The following is a 14,567-nucleotide window of genomic DNA, read 5'->3' as shown; positions in this document are numbered from 1 at the left end:
CGCCATAAAGCAGGAATGCGGGCACAAAAAAAGCGCCTGCAATCGGTATGGGGGCGCCTGTGCGCCTGTATGAGCTCGGGTCGCCAAACCCGGTCGCTGAATTTGCAGCGACGGCCAGAGAGTAACGTCCGTGTTTCGAAAGTGCAACTGCGCTGATGGCTTGCGGTTTTTTCAGGTGCGGCATAAATTGTTCGGGCATTTAGATTGACCTCAACGCCTCCGGATCGCCCCCGGAGGCGTTTTCGTTTCAGGCAAGGGCTTCCCAGCGCAGGGATAGAAGAGGCAGGAAGCCGCCGCTGAGCATGGAGCGGGCGTCTTCGTAAGCGTCGACCTGCTGGCCTTCGTCGACGACAACAGCCCCGTTCTTTTCGCAATGGAGGGATAGGGCGCACCAAGTGCCGTCGGCCCAGCTGAGCACGCTGACCACGCGACCTAATTTGTCCTGCTTGCTGCGATAGCGCTCGAGGCGCTGCATAAGGCGAGGTGAAAACCCGATTTGACGCAGCACTGAAAACGGATGCATCAAAGCTTTCTCTGCGATTTTGCGATTCATGCGGCCACCTGATCACGCGCCTCAATGCGGCTGCGTGCCCATGCTTGGATTTCGGAAAGAACCCATGCCACTGGCGCTCCGCGTGCGGTGCTTGTGCTCAGTTTTACCGGGCGTGGAAAGCCACTCTTTGGGCACTGCATTAGCTTGTAAATAGTGGGGCGTGCCAGGCCAACGATAGCCATGACTTCGCATATTCTGATCAAGGTTGTCGCGGGGTCGCGATAAGGAATTTGGTTGATTGTTGACGCGCGGGAGTTAGACATAGTCGTGCCTGTAAGGTGAGAGACAGGCGCAGACTAAAAGACGAAAAAAAAGCAAACATGGTTTGCTTTTCGTCGGTACAGCGAAATTTTATCTAGGGAGAAATTTACCTTTTCTCAGGTATTTTCTAACGGTTGGTGCTGATGCCTTGCCCAAGTCGACTAGCGCTTTGACTAATTCAGTTTCCGTTATGTTGGGGTTAGAAGAGATTTGGCTTTTTGCCGCTTTGCTTATGTCCTCCAAAAGCTTCTTGGTGTTCTCTTGTTTGATTGTGCCTGGCTTGGCGTTAGCCTTTCCGGCCGCTTTGCCCTTTTCCGACGCTTTTGCGGCAAAAGCCTTTTCCAGCGCTCTTCGCAGAAAACCTGATGCGCTAAAGTCATTGCGCGAAATGTCCGCCCAGTCCGCTTGTTGATAAAGTGAAGCAAGCATCAAAGTCTTGGAGGCCTCGCCATTGAAATCAGCAAACTCCTCTCGTGCCTCGATTTCGAAGTCGCTCTTTCGCTTTCGTTCTCTCTGAATGAGGAGAAGGTATTGTTTGGGGTCGGTCTGTCTGATCTGCTCCACCAGATCTAGATCCAGATCGTAGAGGGAGCGTTCTAGGTCGAATAGCCAGTTCGCAAGGACTTCAACCGCCTGCACAGCTTGAATAAGCGCATAAGTCGCTACGAGTTGCGTGTCGCTTGCGGGATGATCAATACCAAGGAAGCGGCGAACGACTCTGGGCAGTGAGGTTGGTTCGGAAAAGTCGAAATGCTCTTCAATAGGGTCGCGAAGTCGAAACATTGTCTTTGTCGCTGATTCAGCACAGTCAGCGTATTGGCCGTCCTTGAGCCAGAAAGATGTTGCATTGTGGATGCAGGTAAACGCATCACGGAAGTGCTCGGAGAATTGGCTGTATAGCGCCAACTCACGGACAGCGAGTTCGACCTCATCAAGATCCCAAAGCAGGCAGCCAACGTCTACCCCGGCAATCTCAAGCTCTAAAGCTTCGGTGCCAAGATTCCTGTTCATTAAGATACCCCTCGCCCCGTACCGTGCGTACTGCCCCAGCGAGGTGTATCTGGCAAAACAGCTGCCAGCAGGGGGCTTGTGGTTCGATGACGGTTACACACGTCAGCAGCGTTACACGCGGAGTTTGTCGAGCTCGGATCCGGTGTAACTTTAAGAAAGCCTAATATTTTCAATAGGTTGGGTGGTGTTGTTACACGAGTAACACCCGTTACACCGGTTTTAGAGATAGTCTGGGTAAGTGATCTCATACTGCCTTTCCAAACTGGGCTTGCACTACATTGCCAGCTGCGATTCCATCAAGATGATCGGCATACCACTGCATCATCGTTACGCGTTGCTCAAGGTATTGGGCCTTGTTGTATACCCCTGAGATGCCTTCCTCTTTGTGAGCCAGCTGCGCTTCAACATGCTCCTTCGGCCAGCCATGTTCTCGAAGCAACGTGCTTGCGGTGTGCCGAGTACCGTGTCCAACAAGGCGACCCTTGTAGCCGATGGTTGCAAAGACTTTGTTGATTGTGTTTTCACTAATCGTTGGGTTCTTGGCTCCTACGCCGGGGAAAAGCCAGCGACTCCGTCCTGTTAAGCAGTGCAGATCCTTCAGAGCGATAACAGCTTGATGGGGAAGGGGGCATACAAAATCCCGACGCATCTTCATCTTGGCAGCAGGTGTCGTCCAAATAGCTTTCTCAAGGTCGAACTCTTTCCACTCAGCCAAGCGGACCATGCCAGGGCGCGATGCTGTCCAGACACAAAGCCAAGCGGCGGTGCGGGCTGTCAGTCTGCTTGGTGTGTTTTTGAGTGCGTGGAGGAATTCAGCCAGCTCAGGTTCCAGTAGGTGTGGATGCTGCTGAGTCTTGGGGGCTTGGGCTGCAATGTCACGGAGGCGACTACCCGGATCGTTTTCGGTGAGCCCTAAGCCGATGGCTCGGCCGAAGATCTGATTGATCCAGGTGCGACACTTTTCCGCCACGTTGTGTGCGTTTCGCGCTTCGAGGGATGCCTGGAGGTCTGCGCAGTCGGTACGGGTGATTTCGTCGAGGGGCTTATTTCCCAATGCCGGGAGGATGTCCTTATCGAGGTAAGTGCGGATTTTGTTGAGAGTGGAGGGAGCGAGGCCCTTTTCTTCTTTGGCCTTAAGCCAAGCTTCCGCAGCAGCTCTGAAGGTCCTAGTCCTGGCAGCGTCAATGGCAGCTTTGGCAGAGCGTTTCTGTTCGAGAGGATCGGCCCCGCTGCTAACTACCTTGCGTAGTTCGGCAGCTTTGTCCCGCGCCAACGCACCACTCACTTCCGGGTAACCCCCTAGCCCCATCCAAGCCCAATTGCCCGCCGGACGTTTGTAGCGGAGCTGCCAGGATTTACCACCATCAGGTTTAACCCTGAAGTAGAGGCCGTTTCCGTCCAGCTCCCGGTATTCCTTTGATTCCGGCTCCAATCCCGCAAGTGTCGTGTCAGCGAGAGGGCGGCGCTTGATGTCTGCGCGCTTCATCCTTGTATCCCAAAGTTAGGTATTTTTCTCAGGATACAAGCAGGGATACAGGGATACAACAGATAAGGGGAGACAGGGGTAGTCAAGCAGGCACAAAAAAACCGGCCAAGTGGCCGGTTTCTTTGGGTCTGAGAGGCTGGTAGAGACTCTCAGATACTGCTATGTGGTGCCCCGAGGGAGACTCGAACTCCCACTCCTTTCGAAAACGGATTTTGAATCCGCCGCGTCTACCAATTCCGCCATCAGGGCTCAATGGCGGCGAAGTATAGAGAGGTGATTACCGTTGGTCAATCACGTTTCATGGTCAATTTTCGATATTTCCGCTAGACTTTCCGGCCCTGCTAGACGAACCCCATCATGCGCGTTGCTGACTTTACCTTCGAGCTTCCTGATTCGCTGATCGCCCGCCACCCCCTGGCCGAGCGTCGCGGTAGTCGCCTGCTGACCCTTGATGGGCCGAGCGGCGCCCTTGCACACCGTCAATTCACTGATTTGCTTGAGCATTTGCGCCCGGGCGATTTGATGGTGTTCAACAATACCCGGGTGATTCCGGCGCGGCTGTTCGGGCAGAAAGCCTCGGGCGGCAAACTGGAAATCCTCATTGAACGGGTGCTCGATTCGCACCGCGTGCTGGCCCATGTGCGCTCCAGCAAGTCGCCGAAGCCGGGGTCGAAGATCCTTATCGACGGCGGAGGCGAAGCCGAGATGCTCGCGCGTCACGATGCGCTGTTCGAGTTGGGCTTCGATGAAGACGTGCTGCCGTTGCTCGATCGCGTCGGGCACATGCCGTTGCCTCCTTATATAGATCGCCCGGACGAGGGCTCGGATCGCGAGCGCTATCAGACCGTGTACGCCCAGCGCCTTGGCGCGGTGGCGGCGCCGACGGCGGGGCTGCATTTCGATCAGCCGCTGATGGAGGCGATTGCCGCCAAAGGCGTCGAGACTGCGTTCGTGACCCTGCACGTCGGTGCCGGCACGTTCCAGCCGGTGCGCGTCGACAAGATTGAAGATCACCACATGCACAGCGAGTGGCTGGAAGTCGGCCAGGATGTGGTCGACGCCGTTGCCGCGTGCCGTGAGCGTGGCGGTCGGGTGATTGCCGTGGGCACCACCAGCGTACGTTCGCTGGAAAGTGCTGCACGCGATGGCGTGCTCAAGCCGTTCAGTGGCGACACCGACATCTTTATCTACCCGGGCCGGCCGTTCCATGTGGTCGACGCTCTGGTCACCAACTTCCATTTGCCGGAATCCACGCTGTTGATGCTGGTTTCGGCGTTCGCCGGTTATCCCGAAACCATGGCCGCCTATAAAGCCGCCGTCGATAACGGGTACCGCTTTTTCAGCTACGGTGATGCGATGTTCATCACCCGTAATCCCGCCCCGACTGCCCCTGAACAAACAGGCCCAGAGGAAACAGAATGAGTCGCGAATGTCGCATGTCCTTTGAACTCCTGGCCACTGATGGCAAGGCCCGTCGTGGTCGTCTGACCTTTCCGCGTGGCACCGTCGAGACCCCGGCCTTCATGCCGGTCGGCACCTACGGCACAGTCAAGGGCATGTTGCCGCGTGACATCGTCGCCACTGGCGCAGAAATCATTCTGGGCAACACCTTCCACCTGTGGCTGCGCCCGGGCACCGAGGTGATCAAGGAACACGGCGACCTGCACGACTTCATGCAGTGGAAAGGCCCGATCCTCACCGACTCCGGCGGCTTCCAGGTGTTCAGCCTGGGCGCGATGCGCAAGATCAAGGAGGAGGGCGTGACTTTCGCCTCTCCGGTCGACGGCTCGAAAGTGTTCATGGGCCCGGAAGAGTCGATGCAGGTGCAGCGCGATCTGGGCTCCGACATCGTGATGATCTTCGACGAATGCACGCCGTACCCGGCTGACGAAGACGTCGCTCGCGTGTCGATGGAGTTGTCGCTGCGCTGGGCCCAGCGTTCGAAAAATGCTCACGGTGACAACACCGCGGCGTTGTTCGGCATCGTTCAGGGCGGTATGCACCAGGACCTGCGCATGCGCTCGCTGGAAGGCCTCGACAAGATCGGCTTCGACGGCCTGGCCATCGGCGGTCTGTCGGTAGGCGAACCCAAGCACGAGATGATCAAGGTGCTGGATTACCTGCCAGGCATGATGCCGGCTGACAAACCTCGTTACCTTATGGGCGTTGGCAAACCGGAAGATCTGGTTGAGGGTGTGCGCCGCGGTGTGGACATGTTCGATTGCGTGATGCCAACCCGTAATGCCCGCAATGGGCATCTGTTCATTGATACAGGCGTGCTGAAGATCCGTAACGCGTTCCATCGCCATGATGATTCGCCGCTCGATCCGACCTGCGATTGCTATACCTGCCAGAACTTCTCCCGCGCTTATCTGCATCACCTGGACAAGTGCGGCGAAATGCTGGGAAGCATGCTCAATACCATCCACAACTTGCGCCATTATCAGGTGCTGATGGCTGGTTTGCGCGAGGCTATTCAACAGGGTACATTGGCCGCCTTTGTCGATGCCTTCTACGCCAAACGCGGGCTCCCCGTTCCGCCTTTGGACTGAGTTTTCTGACCCCAAGATTCAACATTTGCAACTGGAGTGCTAAATGAGCTTTTTTATCTCTAACGCCATGGCTGACGCAGCTGCACCGGCTGCTGCCGGCCCAATGGGCGGCGGCTTCGAGTGGATTTTCCTGGTCGGCTTCCTGGTCATCTTCTACCTGATGATCTGGCGTCCACAGGCCAAGCGCGCCAAAGAGCAGAAGAACCTGCTGAGCAGCCTTGCCAAGGGCGACGAAGTGGTCACCACCGGCGGCATCGCCGGCAAGATCACCAAAGTGGCCGATGACTTCGTGGTTCTGGAAGTTTCCGACACCGTGGAAATGAAGTTCCAGAAGGGCGCCATCGCCGCCACGCTGCCAAAAGGCACGCTGAAAGCGATCTAAGGGCAACAACTTCTACTCAATCGACGGGGCGCGCAAGGCGCCCCGCGTCATAACGGGCGGCGTGATGCTGAACAAATATCCTCTGTGGAAATACATTCTGATCCTGGCGGTGCTGGCGATCGGTCTGATTTATTCCGCTCCGAATCTATACCCCGATGACCCGGCCATTCAGATCAGCGGCGCCAGCACGGCTCTGCAGGTGAATCAGGCCGATCTGGATCGCGTCAGCACGGCGCTGCGTGAGTCCGGAATCAACGTCAAGGCTTCGAGCCTGGCGGCCAACGGCAAGGGCGGCCTGATCCGTCTGACCAAGGCTGAAGACCAGTTGCCGGCCAAAGACGTTGTACGCAAGGCATTGGGTGATGACTACGTCGTCGCATTGAACCTGGCACAAACCACCCCGCAATGGCTGCGCAATCTGGGCGCGCACCCGATGAAGCTGGGCCTGGACTTGTCCGGTGGTGTGCACTTCCTGCTCGAAGTGGACATGGACAAAGCCCTCGATGCACGCCTGAAAGTCTACGAAGGCGACGTCAAGAGTCTGCTGCGCAAAGAGAAGCTGCGCTATCGCAGCCTGCCGCAACTGGGCGGTGCCATTCAGTTGGGCTTCAGCGATGCTGATTCCCGCGAACAGGCCCGTGCGCTGATCCGCAAGAACTTCAACGATTTCGACATTGTTCCGGCCGACCTCAACGGTCAACCGGTGCTGCGTCTGGCGATGACCCCGGCCAAGCTGGCGGAAATCCGTGAATACTCCATCAAGCAGAACTTGACCACGGTACGTAACCGCGTCAACGAGCTGGGTGTTGCCGAGCCGATCGTCCAGCGTCAGGGCGCCAACCGCATCGTGGTTGAGCTGCCGGGCGTGCAGGACACTGCCGAAGCCAAGCGTATCCTCGGCAAGACAGCCAACCTTGAATTCCGTCTGGCTGCAGAGCCGGGTGCTTCGAAAGCCACCTCCGAAACTTTCGAGTTCCGTGAAGGCAAGCGTCCTCCGGTACAGATCGAGCGTGGTTTGATCATCACCGGTGACCAGGTGACCGACGCCAAGGCCGGTTTCGATTCGCAGCACGGTACACCTGAAGTGAACATCCGTCTGGATGGTCACGGTGGCGAGCTGATGAGCCGCGCGACCCGTTCGAACGTGGGTCGCAGCATGGCGGTGATCTTCATCGAACAGCGTCCGGTGACCACCTACGTCAAGCAGGTTGTGGACGGCGTCGAGAAAGACGTCGCGGTACAGACGTTCAAGGAAGAGAAGAAGATCATCAGCCTGGCGACCATTCAGTCGCCGCTGGGTGCGCAGTTCCGCATCACCGGCCTGAACGGCCAGGGCGAATCGTCCGAGCTGGCGCTGCTGCTGCGTGCTGGTGGTCTGGCGGCTCCGATGTACTTCGCTGAAGAGCGCACAATCGGTCCGAGCCTGGGTGCTGACAACATCACCAAGGGTATCGATGCATCGCTGTGGGGCATGCTGTTCGTCTCGCTGTTCATCATCGCCATCTACCGCTTCTTCGGCCTGATCGCCACCGTCGCGCTGGCGGTGAACATGGTGCTGCTGCTGGCGCTGATGTCGTTGCTGGGTGCAACGCTGACCTTGCCGGGTATCGCCGGTATCGTGTTGACCATGGGCATGGCGGTCGACGCCAACGTGCTGATCTTCTCGCGAATCCGTGAAGAGATCGCCGCGGGCATGACCGTGCAGCGTGCAATCAACGAAGGCTTCGGCCGGGCATTCACCGCGATTCTCGACGCCAACCTGACCACTCTGCTGGTCGGCGGCATCCTCTTCGCCATGGGCACCGGCCCGGTGAAGGGTTTCGCAGTGACCATGTCCCTCGGGATCTTTACCTCGATGTTCACGGCCATCATGGTGACCCGCGCGATGGTCAACCTGATCTTCGGCGGACGTGACTTCAAGAAGTTGTGGATTTAAGGGGCTGCCATGTTACGTACAATCAACTTCATGGGCGTTCGCAACTTCGCGTTCGGCGTCACAGTGTTTCTCACGTTGCTGGCTATTTTCAGCGTCGTCCACAAGGGCATGAACTGGGGCCTGGACTTCACCGGCGGTACGCTCATCGAGCTGACCTACGAGCGTCCGGCTGACGTTACCAAGGTGCGCGAGCAGCTGGTGACTTCCGGTTATCACGAAGCCATCGTGCAGAACTTCGGTGCGACCACCGACCTGCTGGTGCGCATGCCGGGTGAAGATCCGCAGCTGGGTCATCAGGTCGCAGCAGCGCTGCAGAAAGTCGGCGGCGACAACCCGGCTACCGTCAAGCGCGTCGAATTCGTCGGCCCGCAGGTCGGTGAAGAACTGCGCGACCAGGGCGGCCTCGGCATGCTGCTGGCGCTCGGCGGCATCCTGATCTACCTGGCTTTCCGCTTTCAGTGGAAATTCGCGGTCGGCGCCATCGTTTCGCTGATTCACGACGTGATCGTGACCGTCGGTATCCTGTCGTTCTTCCAGATCACCTTCGACCTGACGGTGCTGGCGGCGGTGCTGGCGATCATTGGTTACTCGCTGAACGACACCATCGTGGTATTCGACCGGGTTCGTGAGAACTTCCGAGTGCTGCGCAAGGCTTCGCTGATCGAGAACATCAACATCTCGACCACCCAGACCCTGCTGCGCACCATGGCGACGTCGATCTCCACCTTGCTGGCGATCGCGGCGCTGCTGTTCTTTGGTGGCGACAACCTGTTCGGTTTCTCCATCGCGCTGTTCATCGGTGTTCTGGCGGGTACCTACTCGTCGATCTACATCGCTAACGTGGTGCTGATCTGGCTGAACCTGAGCACCGAGGACCTGATTCCTCCGGCCAACACCGAGAAGGAAATCGACGACCGTCCATAACGGCCATCGTTTCCCCGGTTGTCAGCCCGAAAAAGGCGCGAGTTGAACTCGCGCCTTTTTTTATGCTCCAAGGCTGGGAGAAGCGCGGGCGCGTCCCGCATGTGATGGTCAGGAGGTTCATGTGAACAAGTCGTTGCTGGTTGGTGCGGTATTGGGTGCTGTCGGTGTGACTGCCGGGGGTGCTGTTGCCACCTACAGCCTGGTTAAAAGCGGCCCTGAGTATGCGCAAGTGTTGGCCGTTGAACCGGTTAAAACACAGATCAAGACTCCACGTGAAGTGTGCAAGGATGTGGCTGTAACCCGTCAGGCGCCGGTCAAGGATCAGCACCAGATCGTGGGTACGGTGCTCGGTGCGGTAGGCGGTGGTCTGCTGGGTAATATGGTCGGCGGCGGTAACGGCAAGAAGATTGCTACTGTTGCTGGTGCGGTCGGTGGCGGTTACGCCGGTAACAAGGTGCAGGAAGGCATGCAGAACCGCGACACCTACACCACCACTCAGACTCGCTGCAATACAGTGAATGACATCAGTGACAAGGTTGTAGGTTACGACGTGCGTTATTCGCTGGATGGCAAGGAAGGCAAGGTGCGGATGGATCGTGATCCGGGCAACCAGATTCCGGTCGACAAGGAAGGCAAGTTGATTCTGTCGCAGAATCAGCCGGGTCAATAACGAACGACTGTTTAAACAAGAAGCACCCTGCGGGGTGCTTTTTTGTGCCTGCGATTTCAGTCTTCACCCCAATCCACGGTGGGAGCGGGCTTGCTCGCGAAGGCGGCGCGTGAGTCAACATCAATTCTGGATGGTAGACCGCATTCGCGAGCAAGCCGGCTCCCACAGGGTCTTTGTGGAGGGGCTGAAATCGCGGGCATAAAAAAAGCACCCCGAAGGGTGCTTTTTTGCGTTTCGCGGGAAGCTTAGCGCTTCAGCGAAGCCGGCAGGTGCGGCTGGATCGCCGTCAGTACTGCTTTGAAGCATTTGGTGTTGCCGGCAACGATGTGGCCTTTTTCAAGGAAATCGTGACCGCCGGTGAAGTCGCTCACCAGACCGCCTGCTTCCTGGATCAGCAGGGCGCCTGCAGCCATGTCCCACTCGGACAGGCCCGACTCCCAGAACGCGTCGAAACGGCCGGCAGCCACGTAGGCCAGGTCCAGGCTGGCGGAACCGGCGCGGCGGATGCCGGCAGTCTGGCCAACCAGGGCGCGGAACATGCCCAGGTAGTTATCGAGGTTGTCCATCTGGTCATCGCGGAACGGGAAGCCAGTGCCGAGCAGGGCGCCGTCGAGGCTGGTGCGACCGCTGACGCGCAGGCGACGGCCGTTCAGTTGAGCACCGCGACCACGGCTGGCGGTGAATTCTTCCTGGCGAACCGGGTCCAGAACCACTGCGTGTTCCAGGCGACCACGGTATTTGCAGGCAATGCTGACAGCAAAGTGAGGAATGCCACGCAGGAAGTTGGTGGTGCCGTCCAGCGGATCGATGATCCACAGGTACTCTTCGCCTTCGATGCCGTTACCGACGTGCATGCCGGTCTCTTCACCCTGGATCGAATGATTCGGGTAAGCCTTGCGCAGGGCGTCGATGATTTTCTGTTCGGCGGCGCGATCCACCTCGGATACATAATCCTTGGCGTCTTTTTCGTCGACCTTGATGGTATCCAGGCGCTCGATGGAGCGGAAGATCAGTTCACTGGCGCTGCGGGCGGCGCGCAGCGCGATATTCAGCATGGGCTGCATGGATGTGTCACCTAAGGTTGTTAAAGAAAGCCGCGCATTCTATCAGAACTTTTCTTCAGGTGAAGGACGCTGTTCGCTTTCATAGCTTAACGGTAGGCTGTTCTGTAAGATTTGCACCCCTTTCCTGTGTCCGAGAGCGCCTCCCTTGCTGCAGAACATTCGTGTTGTCCTGGTCAATACCAGCCACCCCGGCAACATCGGCGGGGCCGCGCGCGCCATGAAAAACATGGGTCTGTCGCGGCTGGTGCTGGTCGAACCGCGGTTGTTTCCGCATCACGAAGCCGATGCGCGCGCTTCCGGTGCCGGGGACATCCTTGAAAACGCGCAGGTCGTTGCCACCCTGGAGGACGCTCTGGTTGGCTGCAATCTGGTGCTGGGCACCAGCGCCCGTGACCGTCGCATTCCCTGGCCGCTGCTCGATCCTCGCGAATGCGGCAGCAAAGTGGTTGAAGAGGCGGGGCAGGGGGCGGAGATCGCTCTGGTATTCGGTCGTGAAGACTCCGGCCTGACCAATGACGAGCTGCAGCGATGTCACTTTCACGTGCACATCCCCTCCGATCCTGAGTTCAGCTCGCTGAACCTCGGGGCGGCGGTGCAGGTGTTGAGCTATGAAGTGCGCATGGCCTGGCTGGCCGCTCAAGGGCAGCCGACCAAGATCGAGAAAGAAGAAGTGGCCTCGGTGAAAAGCGCCGAGCTTGCGACCATGGATGAGCTGGAGCGCTTCTATGAGCATCTGGAGCAGACGCTGGTCGCCATCGAGTTTCTCGATCCGGAAAAACCACGGCACCTGATGGCGCGCCTGCGCCGGTTGTACGGACGCAGCTCGGTCAGCCGAGCGGAAATGAATATTTTGCGTGGCATTCTCACGGAAACCCAGAAAGCGGCCCGTGGTGAGCTTCTTAAGCGGAAGGACTGAATGATGTTTGAACGTTTGCGTGAAGATATCCAAAGCGTATTCCATCGAGACCCGGCGGCGCGTAACGCTTTTGAAGTCCTGACCTGCTACCCCGGCATGCATGCGATCTGGATTCATCGATTGGCTGGCATGTTGTGGCGTAACGAGCTGAAATGGCTGGCGCGACTGGTGTCCAACTTCGGTCGCTGGTTGACCGGGATCGAGATTCATCCGGGCGCCAAGGTCGGCCGGCGCTTCTTCATTGATCACGGCATGGGCATCGTCATTGGCGAAACCGCCGAGATTGGTGATGACGTGACCATTTATCAGGGGGTGACCCTCGGCGGCACCAGCTGGAACAAAGGCAAGCGCCATCCGACATTGGGTGACGGTGTGGTGGTCGGTGCCGGCGCCAAGGTGCTCGGGCCGTTCACTGTTGGGGCTGGCGCCAAAGTCGGTTCGAATGCCGTGGTGACCAAAGAAGTGCCGCCGGGTGCCACGGTGGTGGGTATTCCAGGCCGGATCATCGTCAAGTCCGATGAAGAGCAGGATGCCAAGCGCAAGGCGATGGCCGAGAAGATCGGTTTCGATGCCTATGGTGTCAGCGAAGACATGCCCGATCCGGTGGCTCGCGCCATTGGTCAGCTGCTCGATCACCTGCAGGCGGTGGACGGGCGGCTGGAAGGGATGTGCGGTGCGCTGAAGGATCTGGGCAGTAACTATTGTGCGAAAGATCTGCCTGAGCTGCGTGAAGAAGATTTCGCCTGTGTGAAAGGCAAGGATCAGAGCCAGGCCAGCTAAACCGGGTCGCCCCTGCAATTGAAATGCATTCCCTTGTGGGGGCGAGCCTGCTCGCGAAGAACGATGGCGCGGTACTGCTGGCTGTACGCCGCCAGCCTTTGCTATGATGCGCGCGCTCTTTTGCGGGTAAACCCGACTAAAGCACTAGGTCTTATAGTTGACTTAAATGCTCGGGAATTGCATACTCCCGCCCATTCCGAACTCCGTGGTAATTGTCCATGCGACTGACTACAAAAGGCCGATACGCCGTGACCGCCATGCTTGACCTGGCGTTGCACGCGCAGCACGGGCCGGTGTCCCTGGCCGATATCTCCGAGCGCCAAGGCATCTCCCTGTCCTATCTCGAACAGCTTTTCGCCAAGCTGCGCCGCAGTAACCTGGTTTCCAGTGTTCGCGGTCCAGGCGGTGGTTATCAGCTGTCCCGCGACATGCAGGGCATCCAGGTGGCTCAGGTGATCGATGCGGTCAACGAATCGGTCGATGCGACCAAATGCCAGGGCCAGGGCGATTGCCATTCCGGTGATACCTGCCTGACTCACCACTTGTGGTGCGACCTGAGCCTGCAGATTCACGAATTTCTAAGTGGTATCAGCTTGGCTGATCTTGTGACTCGCCGTGAGGTGCAAGAAGTAGCCCAGCGTCAGGACCAGCGCCGTTGCAACAGCAAGGCGCCACGCCTGGACAAGATTGAAGCGTCCGCCGTCGAATGACAGCCGAAGAGCTAGCGGAACGCCAGCCCTGATTTAGGAGATAGTCCATGAAATTGCCGATTTACCTTGATTACTCTGCGACCACCCCGGTCGATCCGCGCGTTGCGCAAAAGATGAGTGAATGCCTGCTGGTCGACGGAAACTTCGGTAACCCGGCGTCCCGCTCCCACGTGTTCGGCTGGAAGGCTGAAGAGTCCGTCGAAAACGCTCGTCGTCAGGTGGCCGATCTGGTCAACGCCGACCCGCGTGAAATCGTCTGGACCTCTGGCGCCACCGAATCCGACAACCTGGCAATCAAGGGTGCTGCGCATTTCTATGGCTCCAAGGGCAAGCACCTGATCACCAGCAAGATCGAACACAAGGCCGTCCTCGACACCATGCGCCAACTGGAGCGCGAAGGTTTCGAAGTGACTTACCTTGAGCCGACCGAAGATGGCCTGATCACTCCAGCCATGATCGAAGCGGCACTGCGCGAAGACACCATCCTGGTGTCGGTCATGCACGTGAACAACGAAATCGGCACCATCAACGACATCGCTGCCATCGGCGAATTGACCCGCTCCAAGGGCGTTCTGCTCCATGTCGATGCGGCTCAGTCCACCGGCAAGGTCGAGATCGACCTGCAGAAGCTGAAAGTCGACATGATGTCGTTCTCCGCCCACAAGACTTATGGCCCTAAAGGCATCGGCGCGCTGTACGTCAGCCGCAAGCCGCGTGTGCGCATCGAAGCGACCATGCACGGCGGCGGTCACGAGCGTGGCATGCGCTCCGGCACCCTGGCGACCCACCAGATCGTCGGCATGGGCGAAGCGTTCCGTGTAGCCAAGGAAGACATGGCTGCCGAAAACGTGCGCATCAAGGCCCTGAGCGACCGTTTCTTCAAGCAGGTCGAGCACCTGGAAGAGCTGTACGTCAACGGCAGCCTGACCGCCCGCGTTCCGCACAACCTGAACCTGAGCTTCAACTACGTTGAAGGCGAGTCGCTGATCATGGCCCTCAAGGATCTGGCGGTATCGTCCGGTTCGGCGTGCACTTCGGCTTCCCTGGAGCCTTCGTACGTACTGCGTGCCCTGGGCCGCAACGACGAACTGGCACACAGCTCGATCCGTTTCACCTTCGGCCGTTTCACTACCGAAGAAGAAATCGACTACGCCGCGCAGAAAGTCTGCGAGGCCGTTACCAAGCTGCGCGCTCTGTCGCCGCTGTGGGATATGTACAAAGACGGTGTCGACATTTCGAAAATCGAGTGGGCGGCACACTGATTTCAAGTCGCCGCGAACCAGCCCTGTGAACTTCCGGTTCCGGGGCTTAAAGAGCGACTC

Annotated in this window: 15 protein-coding genes and 1 tRNA gene; 10 read left to right on the top strand and 6 right to left on the bottom strand. The window is 58.2% G+C overall.

Translation table 11 applies throughout. The features are described from left to right. Window positions 1-247 precede the first annotated feature (247 nt). From AC0J41_RS20970 to AC0J41_RS20950, 5 genes are all read right to left on the bottom strand, one after another. Window positions 248-553 (bottom strand): hypothetical protein, encoded by a 306-nt coding sequence (locus AC0J41_RS20970; protein WP_473013506.1) that lies wholly within the window; start codon window positions 551-553, stop codon window positions 248-250. Then, window positions 550-816, bottom strand: a complete 267-nt coding sequence (locus AC0J41_RS20965; RefSeq protein ID WP_473013505.1) for a helix-turn-helix transcriptional regulator — start codon at window positions 814-816, stop codon at window positions 550-552. Before AC0J41_RS20965 ends, AC0J41_RS20970 begins: the two co-directional genes overlap by 4 nt. Window positions 817-904: 88 nt before the next feature. After that, window positions 905-1,825, bottom strand: a complete 921-nt coding sequence (locus tag AC0J41_RS20960) for a hypothetical protein (RefSeq protein ID WP_473013504.1) — start codon at window positions 1,823-1,825, stop codon at window positions 905-907. Between the two features lie 244 nt (window positions 1,826-2,069). Beyond that, window positions 2,070-3,311: a tyrosine-type recombinase/integrase gene (locus AC0J41_RS20955; protein WP_473013503.1), complete on the bottom strand. Its 1,242-nt coding sequence runs from the start codon at window positions 3,309-3,311 to the stop codon at window positions 2,070-2,072. A 164-nt stretch (window positions 3,312-3,475) separates the two neighbouring features. Then, window positions 3,476-3,560: transfer RNA gene (locus AC0J41_RS20950), tRNA-Leu, on the bottom strand. 108 nt (window positions 3,561-3,668) lie between these two features. Here AC0J41_RS20950 and queA point away from each other — a divergent pair. From queA to AC0J41_RS20920, 6 genes are all read left to right on the top strand, one after another. Then, window positions 3,669-4,733, top strand: coding sequence for a tRNA preQ1(34) S-adenosylmethionine ribosyltransferase-isomerase QueA (gene queA / locus AC0J41_RS20945; RefSeq protein WP_025109227.1), 1,065 nt, complete (start codon window positions 3,669-3,671; stop codon window positions 4,731-4,733). A gap of 14 nt (window positions 4,734-4,747) precedes the next feature. Further along, complete coding sequence (gene tgt, locus AC0J41_RS20940; RefSeq protein ID WP_161794909.1) at window positions 4,748-5,863, top strand: tRNA guanosine(34) transglycosylase Tgt; 1,116 nt, start codon at window positions 4,748-4,750, stop codon at window positions 5,861-5,863. Between the two features lie 43 nt (window positions 5,864-5,906). Beyond that, the gene (gene yajC, locus AC0J41_RS20935) at window positions 5,907-6,245 is read left to right on the top strand and encodes a preprotein translocase subunit YajC (RefSeq protein ID WP_003227923.1); all 339 of its coding nucleotides are present in this window, start codon (window positions 5,907-5,909) and stop codon (window positions 6,243-6,245) included. 64 nt (window positions 6,246-6,309) lie between these two features. Continuing rightward, the gene (gene secD / locus AC0J41_RS20930; protein WP_025109226.1) at window positions 6,310-8,181 is read left to right on the top strand and encodes a protein translocase subunit SecD; all 1,872 of its coding nucleotides are present in this window, start codon (window positions 6,310-6,312) and stop codon (window positions 8,179-8,181) included. A gap of 9 nt (window positions 8,182-8,190) precedes the next feature. Further along, window positions 8,191-9,105, top strand: coding sequence for a protein translocase subunit SecF (gene secF / locus AC0J41_RS20925; RefSeq protein ID WP_025109225.1), 915 nt, complete (start codon window positions 8,191-8,193; stop codon window positions 9,103-9,105). A gap of 121 nt (window positions 9,106-9,226) precedes the next feature. Further along, window positions 9,227-9,775: a glycine zipper 2TM domain-containing protein gene (locus AC0J41_RS20920; protein WP_025109224.1), complete on the top strand. Its 549-nt coding sequence runs from the start codon at window positions 9,227-9,229 to the stop codon at window positions 9,773-9,775. A 245-nt stretch (window positions 9,776-10,020) separates the two neighbouring features. On the opposite strand, the gene suhB is transcribed toward AC0J41_RS20920, so the two are convergent. After that, window positions 10,021-10,839: a type III secretion system regulator SuhB gene (suhB, locus tag AC0J41_RS20915; RefSeq protein WP_003227916.1), complete on the bottom strand. Its 819-nt coding sequence runs from the start codon at window positions 10,837-10,839 to the stop codon at window positions 10,021-10,023. 145 nt (window positions 10,840-10,984) lie between these two features. Between suhB and trmJ the strand changes: the two genes are divergently transcribed. The 4 genes from trmJ (at window position 10,985) to AC0J41_RS20895 (ending at window position 14,507) form a co-directional block, all read left to right on the top strand. After that, window positions 10,985-11,755, top strand: coding sequence for a tRNA (cytosine(32)/uridine(32)-2'-O)-methyltransferase TrmJ (trmJ, locus tag AC0J41_RS20910; RefSeq protein WP_025109223.1), 771 nt, complete (start codon window positions 10,985-10,987; stop codon window positions 11,753-11,755). A gap of 3 nt (window positions 11,756-11,758) precedes the next feature. After that, the gene (cysE, locus tag AC0J41_RS20905; RefSeq protein WP_025109222.1) at window positions 11,759-12,535 is read left to right on the top strand and encodes a serine O-acetyltransferase; all 777 of its coding nucleotides are present in this window, start codon (window positions 11,759-11,761) and stop codon (window positions 12,533-12,535) included. 218 nt (window positions 12,536-12,753) lie between these two features. Then, a complete protein-coding gene (iscR, locus tag AC0J41_RS20900; protein ID WP_003227911.1) occupies window positions 12,754-13,245 on the top strand; it encodes a Fe-S cluster assembly transcriptional regulator IscR in 492 nt (163 codons plus the stop codon). Between the two features lie 47 nt (window positions 13,246-13,292). Then, window positions 13,293-14,507 (top strand): IscS subfamily cysteine desulfurase, encoded by a 1,215-nt coding sequence (locus AC0J41_RS20895; protein WP_003227909.1) that lies wholly within the window; start codon window positions 13,293-13,295, stop codon window positions 14,505-14,507. Window positions 14,508-14,567: the final 60 nt, after the last annotated feature.

This window comes from Pseudomonas sp. Arb-4-2C (assembly GCF_055755015.1).
Note: the sequence above shows the minus strand (reverse complement) of the source record. Positions and strands in the feature narration are given on the sequence as shown.

Coding starts and splice junctions, on each gene's coding strand:
- AC0J41_RS20970 (WP_473013506.1), bottom strand. CDS start 553: ATGAATCGCAAAATCGCAGAGAAAGCTTTGATGCATCCGTTTTCAGTG.
- AC0J41_RS20965 (WP_473013505.1), bottom strand. CDS start 816: ATGTCTAACTCCCGCGCGTCAACAATCAACCAAATTCCTTATCGCGAC.
- AC0J41_RS20960 (WP_473013504.1), bottom strand. CDS start 1,825: ATGAACAGGAATCTTGGCACCGAAGCTTTAGAGCTTGAGATTGCCGGG.
- AC0J41_RS20955 (WP_473013503.1), bottom strand. CDS start 3,311: ATGAAGCGCGCAGACATCAAGCGCCGCCCTCTCGCTGACACGACACTT.
- queA (WP_025109227.1), top strand. CDS start 3,669: ATGCGCGTTGCTGACTTTACCTTCGAGCTTCCTGATTCGCTGATCGCC.
- tgt (WP_161794909.1), top strand. CDS start 4,748: ATGTCCTTTGAACTCCTGGCCACTGATGGCAAGGCCCGTCGTGGTCGT.
- yajC (WP_003227923.1), top strand. CDS start 5,907: ATGAGCTTTTTTATCTCTAACGCCATGGCTGACGCAGCTGCACCGGCT.
- secD (WP_025109226.1), top strand. CDS start 6,310: ATGCTGAACAAATATCCTCTGTGGAAATACATTCTGATCCTGGCGGTG.
- secF (WP_025109225.1), top strand. CDS start 8,191: ATGTTACGTACAATCAACTTCATGGGCGTTCGCAACTTCGCGTTCGGC.
- suhB (WP_003227916.1), bottom strand. CDS start 10,839: ATGCAGCCCATGCTGAATATCGCGCTGCGCGCCGCCCGCAGCGCCAGT.
- cysE (WP_025109222.1), top strand. CDS start 11,759: ATGTTTGAACGTTTGCGTGAAGATATCCAAAGCGTATTCCATCGAGAC.
- iscR (WP_003227911.1), top strand. CDS start 12,754: ATGCGACTGACTACAAAAGGCCGATACGCCGTGACCGCCATGCTTGAC.
- AC0J41_RS20895 (WP_003227909.1), top strand. CDS start 13,293: ATGAAATTGCCGATTTACCTTGATTACTCTGCGACCACCCCGGTCGAT.